Raw genomic sequence first — 17,657 nt, forward strand, 5'->3', positions numbered from 1 at the left:
CCGTCAGTGAGCCCGCAGCCGGTCGTCTGCGGGGGCCCGTGTCAGGAGTTGCGCGGCGTCCACGTTGGCGGCATAAGGGGCGAGCCGGGAGCGCATGATGTTCAGAGCGGTGGTGGCGCGGCCGGAGCGCAGGTGGCGATGGTCGTTCAGGAAGGCGTGCCAGGTACTGACCGCCTGCTCGAGCTCGCCTTGGGAGAGTTGAAGCTCGGCGAGTCGTGCCAGCGTGACGGCACGGGCACGGCGTTCCTTGGCGGGGCGGTGCCGGATCGAGGTGGTGAGCGCGGTGATCGCCCCCGCCCGGTCACCGAGCAGGGCCTGCACCGCGGCCTGTTGATGCGCCAGCGCGGCATGGTGATAGCCGCCCATCGCCGCGTCCGCCGAGCCATCGGTGGCCGACAGCGAGGTGGCGCGGTTCAACTGGCGCTCCGCAGAGCTCAGGGAAGCCACTGCGTTGGTCTTGTCGCCGGCGCCCGCGGCGGCGACGGCGACCTGGCCGAGCAGGAAGGCACTGCGGGCCGGAGGCATCGCCCGTCCGCCGGTCACCACGGCCGCCTCGGCGAGGTGGACCGCATGGCGGCGGTGTCCCAGGAGCCGCGCCTGGTGCGACATCGTGCGGAGGACGATGGCGTAGGCGGCGGCGTCACCGGCTTCGGAGGCCAGATCCAACGCGACGCGGTAGTAGCGCTGGGCGAGACCGTGGAGTTCCTCGTCGAAACACATGAAGCCGCACCGGTAGGTCAACCGGATCGCAGCCGACCAGATCCTGCTCCGCGACGCCTGATCGTCGCCCGAGCCACGGAGGCGGGGGGCGAGACCACCTGCGAGGTAGGCGGCCAGCGCACGGCGGGAATGGCCGCCGCCGAAGGCTTCGTCGAGGTCGGAGTACACGCGCACCATCGCCTCGACGGCCGGCACCCGCTCCGGCGAGATCGTGCGTATGCGCACAGATGCGCCACCGGCGGCCTGGGGCCGGGAAGGTGCCGTCGACTCGGCCGGACCGTGGACGCCGCCCGCCGGGCTTCCGCGCTGCGCATCGCCGAACTCCGCCAGGTCCGCCAACGCGGTCACCGCATCCTGGACGTGGACGTCCGAGTGCGTTCCTTCCTGTCCGGCGGTGTGGGCATCGGCGGGTCGCCCGGGATCGAGCCCTGTCGCGGCCACCGTGACCAGTCGGCCCAGTCCGCGCGACAGCGCCTCGGCCACCAGGGTGGGCACCGGCTGCTCGGGGGGCCGGCCCGCCAGCCAGTGCGCCACCGACCGGCGATCAAGGCGCAACGAGGTGCCGGTCGCGGCCGCCAGATCATTGACGTTCCGTGCCAGCCGTTCCTCGCTCCAGCCGACCTCGGCCAACAAACCCCGCAACGCGCCGTTCGACTTCCGGTCGGGTGTCCGTGACAGCGTCATCCGCAACGCTCCTGAGTCGAGGGAGGCGGCACCGGCGACGCCACATCGTCCGGCGAGAACCTTCTTCCCGCCCTTATTATCTTCTTGGCAGACGAAACGAGACCTGTCAAGAATAATCCGAACCTTGGAACGGGATAGATCGCCTCACCGAAATATCGGCCACGGGAAGAGCGCTCGTTCGCAGTTCGGTGATCTTCTTGTCGCGAAAAGGGCCATGGGCGCGCGGCCGTTCCAGGCAATGCGGTGCGCATCGCGTTGAGAGTTGCAGCCGGCTGCGACTTTGTGCGCGATCTCGTCGTCTGGCCGGGAGGAGGTCGTGTCGAGCCCCACGAGCACGCCCGGCAGGGATCGTGCCGAGTGGGCCGACGGTCCGGCGATCAGGACGTCTCGAGTTTTCGGTTCCGGAGTCGAGAGGGAGAGCCGTGGTTTTGATCGGTGTGGTCATCGCCTTGCGAGATGGGAGGCGAGACTCTGCGGGGTCAGATCGAAGAGTTGTGCGGTGGGGACGGTGAGGCTGAGTCGTCTCTCGATGCGGTTGCGGAGTTCCATGGCCAGCAGGGAGTCGAGTCCCTGGGTGTTGAGGGGCTGGTCGGGACGAACGCGTTCGGCCGGCGTGCCGAGAATCAATCCGGCCTGCTCACGGATGAGCTCCAGCAGATCACCGATGTTCCGAGGCGTCGAATCCGGCGGAGGGACCTCGGAAGGCTCGAGAGATGCGGAAGTTCGCGCATCCGCGGAGTCCGCGTGGTGACCGTGTTCTTCCGGCGAGGGGGTCTCCGATGGACGGGGGGCGGGAGGGGGCTCGGCGGGGGGCGCCAAGTGCAGGAACAAGGAGGCGCCGGCCGCCCGAGGGAAGGCACGGCTCCAACGGCTCCAGTCGGTGGGGAGCACCGCCACTTGAGCGGCGCGCTCACGGACGAGGCGGCTGAGGGCGGTGATCCCTTCCTGCGGCGTGAAGGATGTCATGCCGTCGGGCACGAGGCTGTGCCCCAGCTCCGCTTGCCTACGTGCGGCCATGCCGACGGTGTTCCAATAGCCCCAGTTGACGCTGGTCGCCGGGACTCCGTCGGCGCGGAGCCGGTGCGCGAGTGCGTCGAGGTAGGCGTTGGCGGCCGCGTAGACGCCGATGAAGGGCAGCCCCAGGAGGGCGGACCCCGCGGAGAAGAACACCAGGAAATCCAGGTCGATCCGATGAAGAACCTGAGTGAGGGCACGGGCTCCATGCGCCTTGGGGCCCAGAACAGTGGTGTTGTGCTCCGGGGTGAGATCGGCGATCTCCCGCGCTTCGAGAACCCCTGCGCAATGCAGCACTCCGCGGATCGGCGGACCGCCGTCCTCGCGCCACGCCTGGAGCGCTTGCCGCATCGCGTGCGGGTCTGCGGCATCAATCTGGACGTACGTGACGTGGGCACGGGACTGCATGTCACGCAGGACGCGGAGTCTGGCGCCGTCAGAGCAGTCGGCGGAGTCCGGAAGCGCAGAGCGCCCGGTGAGGAGGATGTGGCGCGCACCACTCCTGATGAGCCATCCGGCCGCCTCGATTCCCAGGCCTCCGAGTCCGCCGGTGACGAGGTAGGCGGCATCAGGGCGGACGACGGGTTCCTGTTGAGCCGAGACGGGTGCCGTGGCGGCGACGTGCCGGCCGTCCGTTCCGGTGTGGTCGATCAACAGTTTGCCCAGGTGGTCGCCACGTGCCATCAGCGCGAACGCCTCGTCGACCTGGTCGGGGGCGAAGGTCTCGTAGGGCAGCGGCGGGAAGATGCCGCGCTCGGCGAGCCGCACCACCTTCTTCAGTTCCGCGCCGGTCTGTTCGGGACGGTCCTGCTGCATCCGGAGAAGGTCCAGAGCGGCATAGGTGAGCCCAAGCGCGAAGGGGCGCAGGCCCATTCTGTGGTCGGCGAGGATGTCCCGTTTGGTGAGGTCGATCAGACGACCGTAGGGCGCGAGCAACTCGAAGTTGGCATCCCATTGCGGCCCTGACATCGTGGAGTTGACGATGACGTCGAAGCCGCGACCGTCGGCGGCCTCCCTGATCCGTTCCGCGAAGTGCGGCGACCGCGAGTCGTTGACATGCTCGGCCCCCAAGTAGCGCAGCAGCGCGCGTTTGCCGGGGTTGCCCGCGGTCGCGAAGACCCGTGCGCCGCGCCAGGCCGCCACCTTCAGGGCCGCCGTGCCGACGCCGCCGGTGGCGGCGTGGATGAGGACGCTCTCGCCGCCCTTGAGGCGGGCCATCTTGTGCAGGGCGTGGTGGGCGGTGACGTAGGCGGCGGGAAGCGTGGCGGCCTCGGCCGGGTCGAATCCCGCCGGGCTACGAGAGACCAGGGCGGCCGGGACGTTCACGAAGGGGGCGAAGGCGTGCCGGGCGAGCGCAACGACCGTGTCGTCCACATGCAGGCCGTGAACGCCGTGCCCGATGGCCGTGATGGTGCCGCTGCACTCCGCCCCCGTGGCGGGGCCGACGTCGTGCTCATCGTCGAGCGCCCCGTAGGCCACCAGCACGTCGTGGAAGTTCACACCGGCATAGGCGGTGCGGATGGTCACCTCTCCGGGCCCGGGGGCCGGCGGGCGCGGCGTGGACGCGGGCGACGACCGCCGCCGCCCGGCCTGAGTGCCGGGATCCCGATCAGACCGGAGGCGGTGACGTTGCAGGCGGGGTGCCAGCAACCGACCGCCTCTGACGGCGAGTTGATCTTCGATGGTGCTCCTCTCGAGCACGTCTTTCAGCCGCGCCCCGGCCCAGGCGGCTGTTTCCAGGTCAACGATGCGCAGGTCCAGGGCCGGTCGTTCGTTGCGCAGGACGCGCACCAGACCCCACATGAGGGCCTGCTCCGGGTGAGGGCAGTCGCCGCCGTCCACGGACTGGGCGCCTCGGGTCACGAACGTCACGGAAGGGGACTCGAACTCCAGGGTGGACAGGGCCCGTGTCAGGGCCGCCGTGGACCGGCAGCAATACTGCTCCGCCTCTTCCAGGGTGTCGGCGTCCAGGCTCCACAAGTGGACGATTTCCGTACAGGGTGCGTCTGCCTCGAGGAGAGCCAGCAACCGCGCGTAGTGGTCGGCATCGGCCGGGTCGATCTCCCAGAGCGTGTCGTTGATCTGTCGGAGCTCCTTGCCGCGAACGGCCAGGACGTGGGATGTACCCGTTGCCGAAGGTTGTTCGTCGAGCTTGGCCGCCACCCCGGTCTCATCCGCGAGGAGCAGCATGCGTCCGGGTGTCCGAGACGGGGCGGGCCGGGCGGTCTCCCACCGCACGTCATAGAGTTCGTCCAGCACCCGCCCCGTTCCTGAGCCGGTTGGGGCCGGTGAGGACGACGCGGGGGTGCCGGGCTCCGGACGGTGGGATCGGGCACGATGGATGTGCATCCCGGTGAGGGTGGCGAGGACGCGGCCGTCGTCATCGGCGATCCACAGATCCGCCGCGGCGTCGTGAGTGCCGTTCACGTTCACCGTGGCGCGGCACCGGGCTCGGACACCGAGGCCGTGGTGGAGGTCGATGCGCTCGATACCCGAGGCCAGGACCGCTTCGCCGGTCCGGTGACCGGGGTCGGGCGCGCCGGATTGCGGCAGCGCCGCGACGGCGATCTGCAGACACGCGTCCAGCGTGGGCGGCGGGACGCGAAGCCGGCCGCCGGGCAGCGGTGCGGAGACTCGGACGGTGCCGGACGCCTCGCCGTCGCTCCGGTGCAAGGTGGCGATGGCACGGAACGCGCCCCTCCACTGGTTGCCCCTCGTGTCCCAATGCCGGTAGAAGTCGGCGGCGGTGGAGTCGTCGCCGGCATCGGGCGGCCGGATGCGCTCAGGTGAGGAACCGCCCGGCACGGCCCGCCCCGTGACGTGCTCCGCCCACGCTCCGTCCGGCAGACGGCTGGAGATCTGAAAACGCCACCGGCTGGCCTCGTCGCCCGGGGTGAGGGCCACCTTCAGCCATGGGCACGTGGTGGCGTCCAGTTCCAGCGGCCGGACGAAGGAGACGTCGGTGAGCGTCACGGGACGGTCGCCGTGCACGCGGCCGAGGATCGCCGCGATGAGTTCGATGTGGCCGGCGCCCGGCATCACCGACGTCCCGTGGACCCTGTGATCGAGTAGATGGGCGTTGACCCGCAGATCCAAAGGCCCTTCCCACACGCGGTCATCCCCTTCGTGGTGCTCTCTCCAGTCGGTCAGCAGGGGATGGTGGGCGGCTGCATCCGAGGGCTCGGCGGGTGCGGCGGGCGGAGTGCCGGGGGGCAGCGGGAAGCGGTCATGTTGCCAGGGGTACTCGGGCAGGCGGACGTGGCGGGGCCGGTCACCGATCACGGCGCGCCAGTCGACGTCATGTCCGGCCGTCCACAGTCGGCCGAGCGCGGCGAGCATCGAGGCGTACTGCGGGCTTCCGCGCCGCTGGCAGGTGAGGGCGAGGTCGTCCTCCCCGCACGCGGCCTCGATGGCCGGCAGGACCACGGGGTGCGGGCTGATCTCGACGATGCTCGACGCGACATGGCCCGTGCCGCGCTCGTCGAGGAGCGAACGCATGGCGGGACCGAAGAGCACCGGATCGCGAAGATTCCGCGCCCAGTAAGCGGCGTCGAGTTCCGGGCCGTCCACCATCGAATCCAGGACGGTGGAGAGCATGGGGATCTTGCACCGGGTCGGCTCCAGCGATCGCAGGTCTTGGGCCATCTCCCCGGCGAGCCCCCCGAGGTGGGGGCTGTGCGCCGCGACGTCGATGTCGATGCGGCGAGAGAACACGCCACGGCCCTCCAACCGGCCGCAGACGGAATCCAAGGCGGCTGGATCGCCGGAGAGCACGACCGATGAGGGACTGTTGACCACCGCGACGGCCAGACGGTCCTCGAACCCGGCGAGTTCGGCCTCGGCCCGCTCTCGCGACAGTTCGACCCACGCCATGGCCCCGGTACCCGCCAGCCGGGCCAGCGTCGCCGACCGCAGGCAGATGATCTTCGCCGCGTCCTCCAGAGAGAGCGCCCCGGCCGCCAGCGCCGCGCTCACTTCGCCCACGCTGTGACCCACGACCACATCCGGCCGCACCCCCCAGGAACGCCACACGGCGTCGAGCGCGACCTGCACGGCGAACAGGGCCGGATGGGCACGGTCGACCGCCCGGTGGTCCTTCGGCTCGTCCCCCTTGATCAGGTCCAGCACCGACCAGCCGCACTCCGCGGCGATCGCCCGGTCGCACTCGGTCATGGCCCGCGCGAACACCGGGCAGTCCGTGAGCATCTCGCGCGCCATACCCGCCCACTGCGAGCCATGGCCCGAGAAGACGAACGCCAGCCGCCGCTCGCCCGCCTCGCGCGGCCCGGCGACCTCGTCCGTCGGCTCCTGAGAGACGAACGCGCGCAGACCCGAGACGAACTCGTCGTGGTCGGCGCCGACCACCGCCAGCCGCCAGGGCAGATGCTCGCGCCGAAATGCGGCGTTACCGCATAGCTCTGCCGGCGAGAAGGCCCGGCCACCGCCGTCGGGCGCCAGGAATGTCAGGTAGGACTCCGCCAGGTCCTGAAGCGCCTGAAGCGAGTGAGCCGAGAGCGGTAGCAGCCGAGCATGGCGGTCACTCTCCGAGGTCGCCGCCCGTGCCCCCTTTCGAGTCGCCGGACGCACCTGTGAAGGGGCCTCCGACAGCACCAAGTGGGTGTTCGTCCCCGAGATGCCGAACGCGCTGACCCCGGCCACGCGGGGCTTCCTCGCCCGGGGGAGGGACACCGGCTCCGTCGGTACCGAAAGGGAGAGGCTCTGCCAGTCGACATTGGGGTTCAACTCGTGCAGGTGGAGGCTCGGCGGGATCACCCCCTCGAACAGGCAGAGCGCCGTCTTGATCACACCGCCGATGCCGGCGGCCGCCTCGCTGTGGCCCACGTTGGTCTTCAGCGAACCCACCAGCAGAGGGCGCCGCCTGGACCTTCCCGCGCCCACCACCTCGCCGAGCGCCCGCAGCTCGGCCAGATCCCCGACCCTGGTCCCCGTCCCGTGCGCCTCCACATAGGTCACCCCCGCAGGGTCGACGCCAGCCGCGGCGTACGCCCTTCGCAACAGGTGCGCCTGACCCTCAACGGCCGGCTGCATCGGGCTGCCACTCGACCGCCCGTCGTGGCCGATAGCCCCACCCAAGATCACCGCGTACACCCGGTCCCCATCGGCCCTTGCGTCCGCCAAGCGCTTCAGCACCACGACGCCGACGCCCTCCGAACGGGTGAACCCGTCGGCGCTCGCGTCTGCGAACTTGCATCGCCCATCGGCCGCGAGGGCCCCCGCACCGACGTAGGCCGAGGTCTGATCCGGTGTCAGGATCAGATTGGTCCCCGCCGCCACGCACACCCGGCAGCGTCCACCGCGCACGGACTCGGCCGCCATGTGGACCGCCGCCGAGGACGCCGCACACGCCGCCTCCACCGACATACTGGGCCCACGGAAATCGAAGAAGTAGGAGACGCGTCCCGACAGCGCCGCCCGCTGATGACTGCCCACCAACGTGTGCAGATCGCAGTTCTCGCTGCGAACCAGATCCCAATGGTCGGACGCCTGCTCCCCGACGAACACCCCGGTATCGCTGCCCGCCAGTGACCCGGGTGGGATTCCCGCGTCCTCGAACGCCTCCCAAACCGTCTCCAACAGGAGCCTCTTCTGTGGATCCATCTTGGCGGCCTCACGCGGCGAGACCCCGAAGAACGAGGCGTCGAAATGCTCCACTCCGTCGAGGAACCCCCCGAACCGCCCGGGAGATTCCGACGCCCGCAACATCGCCAACGCCGGCCGATCCTCCGGCACGGTCCCCACCGTGCTCACCCCTTCGCACAGGAGACGCCACAATTGCTGTGGACCTCGTGCTCCCGGATACCGACATCCGACCCCGACGATTGCCACGGCATCATCCATGCCTGCATCTCCCTTCACGAGTCGCGTCCTCTCCCTGGTGAGCCTGGCCGCCACTATTCGGCGATCTCGGTACGCCCCGTCCACCGGAACACGGTGACCAGTTCTCCGCCGACTTCACAGCAGTATCCGGCAGATGTGAAATGCTCATAGCCGCCGTAGAACGCCAGCTTGACCTCGTCGGAGTCACGAAACGCCTCTCCGATCCGCGATGAGATGGGCAGATCGCGAGGACAATCCACGAACACGGCCTTGATCTTCGCCGTTCGGTCGGCTGTGGCATTGACTGGACCGGAGGAGTGGTCTGGCCCGCTGATCATTGATCTTCACCCATCGTCGGGCTCGGTGAAAGTTCCACTGAGCAGGAGGGCCCCCGTGCCGAGCGCATCGGATCCATGTACCTCCTGGCCGCTACCGTTCCAGTAACCCTTATGAAGGCATGGCAGCCAATGTGGAGGAGACTGCGGATATGTCTCGTCTCCGTAGATGGTCACGCTCCCGGCGCTCGCTTTTCCGCACGGCAATGTCGGGACGGTGGAAGGCGTGCATCGGCGTGCGATGCCGGCCTACCGCTCGATGGGCTGGAGGTGTGCCGCGCCCTTCAAATGGCCCTCGAGGCCGCTGATGGTGACGATGACGTTGCCGTCGTCGTCGACGGCGGTGCAGGAGTGGCAGGACGGCTCTTGGTCGTGGGGAGCGTCCCTGGCGGCGCTCAGCAGGATTGCTTGAGAGCGGCCGGCGATGTCGTGGTCGGAGCCCGACCGGTAGAAGGTGATCTCACGGAAGGACTTGAGGGCGTAGACGGGGATGCCGGTCTCCGACCGATCGTGCAGGACGCTGATCCGAGCGAGGGCGTCGAGGAGCAGCGCCGGTGTGTGGAATCGGGCGAAGGGCGCCCGGTGGACGTCGTCGGGCGGGGCGAACCTGCCGTAGGCCGTGCCGTTGTGCACGGCGGTCGCGGTGGTGGTGACGAAGGCCCCGCGCAGCACGATGGAGTCGTTCGGCAGGTAGTACGGGTCGGGCAGCGGTGCGGCGTCCCGCGGGATAACGGTCGATCGCCGTGGCGAGGTCGGTGGGGTGTCGGCGAGGACGACGGTGCAGCGGGCGTGGAGGTGGTCCGGGCGTAGGAGCAGGCCCCGCGGGCTTCGGATCTCGCTGTGGAAGGCGACGGCTACGTGGGTCTCATGGTCGTCGGAGTGCTCGATCGTGGTTTTGATCTTGAACGTGGCGGTGCCCTTACGGGGGTGCGTTCTGAGGAAGCGCTCGAAGGTTCCGTCGAGAACGCGGACGGGGATGCGTTCCGGGTGCGCCGCCGAGGCGGCCTCCACGGCCATTTCGATCAGGAAGGTGCCCGGGACGGTCGGTCGGCCGTCGACTAGATGGTCGTTGAGGTAGGGGTGGCGGTCGATGTCGAGGTCGCATGCGAAGTCGCCTTCCCCGGGCGGGTCGGCGCTCAGGAGCGGGTGGACGCGAGGCCCGGGCCGCCGGTCGGCCGTGGCCATGATGCCCGGGAAACGCCGGTCGGCGATGTGCGCGTCGAGCGGGCCCAACAGCAGTGTGCACGGTGGACGTGGGGAGTCGGCCAGGACCTGCCTGAACCGCCGGACGCCCTCCTCGGTCGTGATCGCGGTGTAGCCCTGCCGGGCCAGTTGCTCGCGCATGATCGGGCCGGAGGCGAGCCCGGTCTCCTTCCATATCGGCCAGGCGACGGTGCTGTGGTCGAATCCCGCCGTATGCGCCTGAAGGCCGGCGGTGGCCAGGTAGTCGTTGGCGGAGACGTAGTCGGGACTGCCGGGCTGGCCGGCGAAGGCCGAGACCGAGCCCATGTTGATCCACGTGCGTGGATGGTGCAGGCCGAGGGCGTCGAGCAGGTGGGCGTGCCCGCGGACCTTGATGTCGCGGACCAGCCGGAACTCCTCGAGCGATTTGCGGCGCGTCTCGGTGGATCGGTTGATCCCGGCTGCGAACAGCAGGAGGTCGATGATCGGGTCCTCCGACAGGATCCGGTCGATCACCCGCTGGACCGCCGCGCCATCTCGGACGTCGCAGGCCAGGTATCTCACGCGGTCGGCGCCGCAGTGGTCGCGCAACGTCTGCAGGGTGTCGCGAGTCTGCTGATGTTCGAGGAGCCTGTCGTACTCGCGGTTGGCGGCCGCGACCGAGACGGAACGGTCGTCACGCCTGCGGGCGCGGAGGTGGTCGCTGCGCGACGTGCCGGGCGGCGACGCTGGAGTGTCGGTGAGCTCACTGCGGCCGAGGATCCATATCTTCGGCCGGACGCCGGCGGCCAGGTCGCGGAGCAACGCCGCCGTGATGCCACGGGATCCGCCCGCCGCGACGATGACGCTCGAGCTGCTGAGCGGCGGTTGCGGCGTCGCCGATGGTTCCGGCATGGGGGTGGGCAACGGCTCAAGACGATCTCCGCCGACGCGGAGGACGACCCGAGTGGTGGAGTGTCGTCCGAGCTCCTCGCCCAGGTGACGCAGGCCGTTCTCCAGAGAATCGGCGTTGGACACGACACAGAGGACCGCGGCGTTCGGGAGGTCGCAGGCGACGGTCTTGCCGAAGCCGCTGAAAAGTCCGGCCGAGCCGACCGGCAGCCCTTGGGCGACCGCGTTGTACATGAGCGTCGCGACGCTGCCCCCGCTCAGGTCGTCGAAGCACTCCTTGAGGGCGAGGAAGGCCAGGTCGTGCAGATCCAGGAGGTCGTCGGCGGTGGCGTCGGCGACGATCCGCAGGTGCCGGGGCCGCCGGCCCGTCGCCCCGAGCAGATCGGCGATCAGGCCCTCGCTCGGCTCGGCCATGTGCACGTCCGAACGGCCCGGGCCTTTGGCCGTGGAGACCACGAGCGTGTGCGGCGGGAGCGTCGCGGGCAGCTCGGCCCCATTGGTGAGCAGAAGGCAGTCGTCGGGGAACGCCTCGACCGCCTCGGGGGCGGCGACGGCCGTCACGGATCGGTAGGTAAGGGCGTACCGGTGAACGATCTCGGACTCGGGGGGAGCGGGATCGGGAGGCGTCGTGTCCGCCGTTGTGGCGGTGGCGGTGGCGGCGATGGCGAGGCCCGTCGTCCGGCCCGTGAAGTCATCCGTCCAGCTCACGGCCGCGTCCTCGCCCCGCAGGATGTGGGCGAGAACCGCGAAGGCGGAGTCGGCCGCCAGGTAGCTGCGCCTCTCGAGCGGTCGAGGGCGTGAGACCGTCGGATGGGGAACGTTCGCATCGCCGCCGAGCGTGGCCAGCACGGGCAGGTCCGCGCGCAGGGCCTGGGACCGCCGCGTCAGCGCGAAGCACACCGCCGCCTCGCCCAGTTCGTCGACGCCGCCGCCGAACGAGGGCAGCACCAGGTCGGCCCATGGCGCATCGCTGTGGGCGTTGACGCAGACCACCAGGGCCAGGTCGAGGTCGCCGCGGGCCAGATGGTCACCGGCCGCTCGCAACGCGTCCACGCTGGAGCATGTGCCGGTGTCGCAGTTCACCGCCAGCCCGTGGAAGTCCAGCGCGGCGGCGACGCGAGCCGAGATCAGCGACGGCATTCCGCCGGGAAAAGAGTCCTCGGTGGCCTGCTCGATGCCGCCGCGTGTCTCGGCGGCAAAGCGGTCATAGGACTCGACGACCGAGGGGTGATCCGCGGCGAGCCGGTCCACCACGTTGCCGCGGAGGTCGTCCAAGGCGCAGCGGACGGTGTGCCCCGCCGCATGGGCGGTGAGCCCACTATGCGCGCCGATCACTCCGCAGGTGTCCTTCAGCTCCGCCCAGAATGAGCCGAGCTCGTCGTGGAGCCCGTCAACGGCGAGAAGGGCGAGCCGGTGACTCGGATCGAGGGCCCGATGTGTGGCCGGCGGAGTCCTCAACATGCGGAAGGGGACGGAGGGGACCGTCCCGAACGACGCCGGAATGTCCCCGTCTCCGGAGACGAGCCAGGCGGAGACGTCTTCTCGCGACGGCTGCCCCGGCAGGACCGTGTTCCAGCCGACCACCACGACTGGGTCTTCCTCGGCCGGTTTAGGGTTCGCCACGAGACCGGGGTGGTCGTCGACGATCACCGCATGGGCGTTGGTGCCACCGAACCCGAAGGAATTGACCGCCACGGTGCGCACGCCGGCGCCGGGCCGAGGCCAGGGCACCTGATCGCGCGGGATGGTGACCTGAGCCGGCAGGCCGGGGCTGGGCGAGGCGACGGCCGGCCGCTGGGCGGGGATCGCGGAGCGCCGCAGGGCCTCGATGGCGTGGATCACGGACAGGACGCCCGACGGCCATCCGGTGTGCCCGATCAGCGACTTGTTCGAGGTCATCACCACGTCCCGGCTCTGCTCGAACTCCGACGTCAGCGTGGCGAACTCGGTCTGATCACCGGCCGGGGTGCCGGTGCCATGGGCGATGATCCAGGAGACGTCCTCCGGCGCGGGGCCGGCCCGGTAGGCGCGCCGTACGGCGAGGACCTGCCCCCGGCTGTTGGGGGCGTAGATCGCCTTGCCCTTGCCGTCGCAGGAGGTTCCGACGCCGGTGAGCACGCCGAGCACCTGATCTCCGTCGGCACGCGCCCGTTCCAAGGTCTTGAGGACGACCACGGCGGCGCCGTCGGAGAACAGCGTGCCATCGGCGGCGCTGTCGAAAGCACGCACGGCGCCGGTGGGACTGAACCCGCTGAGCTTGGCGAACAGCACCGTCGACCGGGGAGTGAGGGCGAACGTGCCGCCGCAGACGGCGACGTCGCAGGTGCCCGAGCGCAGGCGGCGCATGCCGAGGTCGATGGCGTAGAGAGATGAACTGCACGCGGAGTCGACGATCGTGAAGTCCGATTCCGGAGGCAGCACGGATCTGGCGGCGTTCGAGATCGCGGCATGGGGGAGACATCCGGCGGGGTCCGTCGCCGCGTGGCGGAGGTGCCCTTGTGCCGCGCGGGTCACCTCGTCGGCTCCCGTCGTCCCGGCGAGGCCTCGACGCAGGGCGGCGAGGATCAGGGATTCCTCCAAGTGCTGACTTCCGTCGGACGTGGCCCCGACATACAGCGCGGTCCTGTCGCCCGGATGCGCGACCACGCCGGTCCACGCCTCCTTGAACGCCTTGCGCAGCCACGTGGCGTTGTAGTCCTCGGCGCGTGCGGACTCCGGTACGTCGGTGGTGACGAAGCCCAGTGCTCGCGCGTACATGCGCTCGGGGGCCGTCCGGTCGGGGGAGTGGTAGCTCTCGATCGACCATCGCCGACCGGGCTCCCGGAAGACCGGATCACCCGAGTTGAGCAGCTCCCACAGGGCATCGGTGCCGACGGCTCCAGGCATCACCGACCCGGCGCCGACGATGGCGATCGCCTCGCCCGCGTCCACCGCATCGGCCTGAGCGGCCGGGGTCGTCCCGGCGTGTGCCGAGTCCGACGGGACCGGTGCGGGTTTGGGCAGGTATGCCGGCGGAGTCAGCAGTGGAGCGCCGAGGCTGAGCCCACCGTCGGCCAGCACGGTCTGACCGGTGATCCACCGTGCCTGGTCCGAGGCGAGGAACAGGACGAGGTCGGCGTACTCGTCGGCATCCGCGAGCCGGCCGAACGGTGTCGCCTCCGAGACGACCTCGCGTAGCTCCTCGGCGTCGGGAAAGTGGCTCAACACCGGGCTCTCGACGATGCCGCAGGAGGCACAGTTGACCCGGATTCCCAGCGGAGCGAGCTCGACCGCGAGGTAGCGGGTCGCCGACTCCACGGCGGCCTTGCCGATGCCCAGCGTCGCGTAATTGCCGAGAACGAGCCCGGCGCCGATCGAGGACAGGGTGACGATGGCGCCGCCCCGTTCGGAGTCCATGATCTCGGAGGCGAGGAGTGAGCAGTCGACGGTCCCCTGCACCGTGGTCCGCCAGCTGCGCGTCCACGTGCGCTGTGTGATTTCGCGGATGGGCGCGAGCCCGCCCATCGCGGCGTTGTTGATCAGGATGTCCAGGCTCCCCGCCGCGGCCCGGATCCGGTCCATCATCTCGCGCAGGTCGTCGGGCTTGGCGACGGAGCCGTGGAGGAGCTCCACGCTGCCGCCGGCCTCGGCCAGCTCGGCGGCCGTGGACTCGGCGGCCTCGCGGGAGTGGAAGTAGTTGATGAAGACGTGGGCTCCGCTGAGCGCGAAGCGGCTGCTGATGGTCTTGCCGAGCCCCCGGCCGCCGCCGGTGACGAGCACGGTCCTGCCCTCGAACCCCGACATGCCCTCACCTCCCGTCATGGTCGAGCCGACGTTGGACCTCCTCGGCCACGTGGGCCAGGGTGGGGAAGTCGGACACCTTGAGATCGTTGGTGTTGGGCAGCCCGAACCGCGCAGCCGCCTGCACGAGCAGCTCGGTCTGCTTGAGGGAGTCGACACCGAGGTCGGCCTCGAGGTCGGCCTCCTCCTCGACGACCTCGACCGGGTAGCCGAGGGCCTCGGCGTAGAGCGTGCGCAGAGCCTCGAGGATCTCCTCCGCCGCGGGAACCACGGTCTCGTCAGGCTCCCCGGGCTCGGGCGCCTGCTCGGCGCTCGCCGGCTCCACCGGCGTCGGCTGCCGCCGTCCGGCACCGTCGTGGGGGCTTCGCCGTTCGTCCCAGCTCTGGCAGGTGACCGCGGGCACGCTCCGGCGCACGAGCCCGACCATGGTGTCGCCGACACCGCACTCGACGAAGTCACGGACACCGTGTGCGTGGAGCGACCGGACCGCGTCCAAGAGGTCCACGGTGACGAGCTCCTGATCGACCAGTACCTCGCGGATGTCATCGGCGTCCGTCAGGTGTCGGCGGCGCAGCGTGGAGTAGAGATTCCAGGACAGCGGTCTCTGTGGGATGCCTCTGATCCCTTCCCGATGCCGGGCTGCGACCGGGGCCATCCGGGGCCCGTGGAACGGGAAGGGCGCCGGGAGCAGTGTGGTGGGCACGGCCAGCGCTCCCGCGATCTCTTGGACGTGGGCGAGCGCGTCGGAGGAGCCGGACACCACCGTTTGGTCCGGCGCGTTCCTGCACGCCACCGCGAGAGTGGGGTCGTCCGCGAGGTGGATGAGGGCCGAGACCCGGTCGGCGTCGAGTCCGAGGGCGAGCATCCCGCCATCGCGGACGGCGAGTCCCATGAGTGCTTCGTTGCGGGCCTGGAGGATCCGGGTCCCGTCGCTGATCGAGAATGCTCCCGCACAGGTGGCCGCGGCGATCTCGCCGAGACTGTGTCCCAGGAGGACGGTTCCTTCCGGCAGGACGCGATGATGCGATGCCCAGAGACCGACCGAGGCGGCGAAGATGGCCGTCTGCTGCAGATCCGGTGCTTCGGCGGCGAGCTGCTCCAGGGTCGCCGCCCCGTCCCTGCCGAGGAGCGCGTCGAGCCTGCCGTCGATCGCGGCGGAGATCTCCTCCAGGGCGGCGCCGGCGTCGGGTGAGGCGGTGCGGAGCTCGTGGAGGACGCCCGGCCGGTAGGCGCCCTGACCCGGGAAGATGACCGCGGCTCCCCGGCGCAGGAGCGGCCTGCCGTGTCCGCCCACTGGTGCGGTGTCGGGCACGCGGACGATGACGGGCGACTCTGTTGCGAGGGGCATGCGTTTCCTCCATGAAGTCGGTGGGACGTACGGTCGGCGGGAGCGCTGGGGGCGCGGCCGTGGCGATTCCGGCGCGGCGGCTCGCCTTGCGTTGAGGAGTCCGATCGCCGCGCGGAGGGCGGCGACCTCCTCCGGGCCGGCTCTGCCGCGGACGATGCGCAGGGCGTCCGGCTCGTCCGGCTCGGCCGACGGGCTCACCCGGCCGCTCACGGTGGGTTGTTGTGCTTGCGGTCGGGTAGATCGGCGTGCTTGGTGGCGAGGAGTCGCAGCCCTTCGATCAGGACGCGGCGGGTGTCGCAGGGATCGATGACGTCATCGATCAATCCGCGCTCCGCGGCCGAGTAGGGATCCATGAGTTCGCGGCGATAGTGCGTGACTCGTTCCGCACGTGTCGCGGCCGGGTCGGGTGACCCGGCGATCTCGTGGCGGAAGATGACATCGCAGGCGGCCTCCGCGCCCATCACGGCGATCTCGTTGAGAGGCCAGGCGTAGGCGAGGTCCGCGCCGATGGAACGGGAGTCCATGACGATGTAGGCGCCGCCGAACGCCTTGCGCAGGATCATTTGGATTCTCGGAACGGTGGCGTTGCAGTACGCCGACAGAAGTTTGGCGCCGTGCCGGATGATCCCGCCGTGCTCCTGGTCGACGCCGGGCAGGAACCCCGGCACGTCGACCAGGCTGATCAGGGGGATGTTGAACGCGTCGCAGAAGGAGACGAAGCGGGCGGCCTTCTCCGAAGCGTGCCGGTCCAGAACGCCTGCGAGGTGCCGCGGCTGGTTGCCGACGATGCCGACGGGCCGCCCGCTCAGCCGCGCCAAGGCGCAGATGACATTGGAAGCCCAGCTCTCGTGGCATTCCAGGAAGTCTCCGTCGTCCACGATCTCCTCGATCGCGGCGCGCATGTCATAGGGGATGGACGGGTCCGAGGGGACGATCTCGAGCAGCCGGGGGGTGGCGCGGTCGGCCGGATCGGTGGCCCGGGCCGTCGGAGGCGGTTCCCGGTTGTTGGAAGGCAGGAGCGTGAGCAGGTGGCGGACGTCCTCGATGCACGATCGTTCGTCGTCGTGGACGAACGTCGCGGTTCCGGCGGACCGGGCGTGGGCGTCGGCTCCGCCGAGTCGGTCGCGGGTGACGTGTTCTCCGGTCACGGCGGCGATCACTTCGGGGCCGGTCAGGTACATCTCCGCGGGGCCGCGGGCCATGAACACGAAGTCGGTGAGTGCCGGCGAGTATGCCGCTCCGCCCGCACAGGGTCCGAGGATCACGCTGATCTGTGGGACGACGCCGGACGCTGCGGAGTTCCTGCGGAAGATGCCGCCGTAGCCGGCCAGCGCCGTCACGCCCTCCTGGATCCGGGCGCCCGCCCCATCGCAGAGGGCGACGATCGGAACACCGGTCGAGATCGCCAGATCCATGACCTTGTGGATCTTCGTGGCGTGCGCCTCTCCCAGCGATCCTCCGAAGATCTGGAAGTCATGGGCGTAGACGCACACGCGCCGCCCGTGGACCGTGCCCCAGCCCGTCACCACTCCATCGGTGTGGGGCCGCCGGTCCTCCAACCCGAACCCATGCGCCCGGTGCCGCCGTAGCGGCTCCACCTCGTGAAAGGAGCCCTCGTCCAACAGCAGATCGATGCGCTCGCGTGCGGTGAGCTTGCCCCTCGCATGTTGACGCTCGGTCGCAGCCTCATCGGTCCCCTCGACGGCCAGGAGATGAAGTCGTTCCAGGCGGGTCAACGCCTGGGTATATGAGCTGCGATCCAGCGCTTCCTCAGCGGCCGGACGGTCGGACGGGGGTTCGCTGATAGCGGTCATCCATACTCCAAGGGTGACGATGCCAGAAGCTTCTTCCTGCCTACTTCGACA

Annotated in this window: 6 protein-coding genes and 1 pseudogene; all 7 read right to left on the reverse strand. The window is 70.0% G+C overall.

Translation table 11 applies throughout. The annotated features are described in order from the left end of the window. Positions 1-3 precede the first annotated feature (3 nt). The 7 genes and pseudogenes from DFJ69_RS29280 to DFJ69_RS29305 all read right to left on the reverse strand — a co-directional run bounded on the left by DFJ69_RS29280 (position 4) and on the right by DFJ69_RS29305 (position 17,606). A complete protein-coding gene (locus DFJ69_RS29280) occupies positions 4-1,404 on the reverse strand; it encodes an NsdA family TPR-like regulatory protein (RefSeq protein WP_116025576.1) in 1,401 nt (466 codons plus the stop codon). Positions 1,405-1,845: 441 nt separating this feature from the next. Next, positions 1,846-8,361 (reverse strand): type I polyketide synthase, encoded by a 6,516-nt coding sequence (locus DFJ69_RS29285; RefSeq protein ID WP_147312459.1) that lies wholly within the window; start codon positions 8,359-8,361, stop codon positions 1,846-1,848. Next, positions 8,331-8,594, reverse strand: coding sequence for a DUF5988 family protein (locus DFJ69_RS29290; protein WP_245974626.1), 264 nt, complete (start codon positions 8,592-8,594; stop codon positions 8,331-8,333). Before DFJ69_RS29290 ends, DFJ69_RS29285 begins: the two co-directional genes overlap by 31 nt. Positions 8,595-8,840: 246 nt before the next feature. Further along, entirely contained in the window at positions 8,841-14,447 is a 5,607-nt protein-coding gene (locus tag DFJ69_RS29295) for an SDR family oxidoreductase (RefSeq protein ID WP_170177830.1), read from the reverse strand. Positions 14,448-14,451: 4 nt separating this feature from the next. Next, positions 14,452-15,792 carry an acyltransferase domain-containing protein gene (locus DFJ69_RS29300; RefSeq protein WP_147312460.1) on the reverse strand — a complete coding sequence of 447 codons (1,341 nt, stop codon included), beginning with the start codon at positions 15,790-15,792 and terminating at the stop codon, positions 14,452-14,454. Positions 15,793-15,834: 42 nt separating this feature from the next. Beyond that, positions 15,835-16,002, reverse strand: a pseudogene (locus DFJ69_RS36540) (acyl-CoA carboxylase epsilon subunit); the annotation flags it as partial. After that, a complete protein-coding gene (locus DFJ69_RS29305) occupies positions 15,999-17,606 on the reverse strand; it encodes an acyl-CoA carboxylase subunit beta (RefSeq protein WP_116025580.1) in 1,608 nt (535 codons plus the stop codon). The pseudogene DFJ69_RS36540 and the gene DFJ69_RS29305, both read right to left, overlap by 4 nt. Positions 17,607-17,657: the final 51 nt, after the last annotated feature.

The organism is Thermomonospora umbrina (genome assembly GCF_003386555.1).
In the GTDB taxonomy this organism is placed as follows: domain Bacteria; phylum Actinomycetota; class Actinomycetes; order Streptosporangiales; family Streptosporangiaceae; genus Thermomonospora; species Thermomonospora umbrina.

Excerpts from the sequence above, each read along its gene's own strand:
- DFJ69_RS29280 (WP_116025576.1), bottom strand. The coding sequence starts at position 1,404 with ATGACGCTGTCACGGACACCCGACCGGAAGTCGAACGGCGCGTTGCGG.
- DFJ69_RS29290 (WP_245974626.1), bottom strand. The coding sequence starts at position 8,594 with ATGATCAGCGGGCCAGACCACTCCTCCGGTCCAGTCAATGCCACAGCC.
- DFJ69_RS29295 (WP_170177830.1), bottom strand. The coding sequence starts at position 14,447 with ATGTCGGGGTTCGAGGGCAGGACCGTGCTCGTCACCGGCGGCGGCCGG.
- DFJ69_RS29300 (WP_147312460.1), bottom strand. The coding sequence starts at position 15,792 with ATGCCCCTCGCAACAGAGTCGCCCGTCATCGTCCGCGTGCCCGACACC.
- DFJ69_RS29305 (WP_116025580.1), bottom strand. The coding sequence starts at position 17,606 with ATGACCGCTATCAGCGAACCCCCGTCCGACCGTCCGGCCGCTGAGGAA.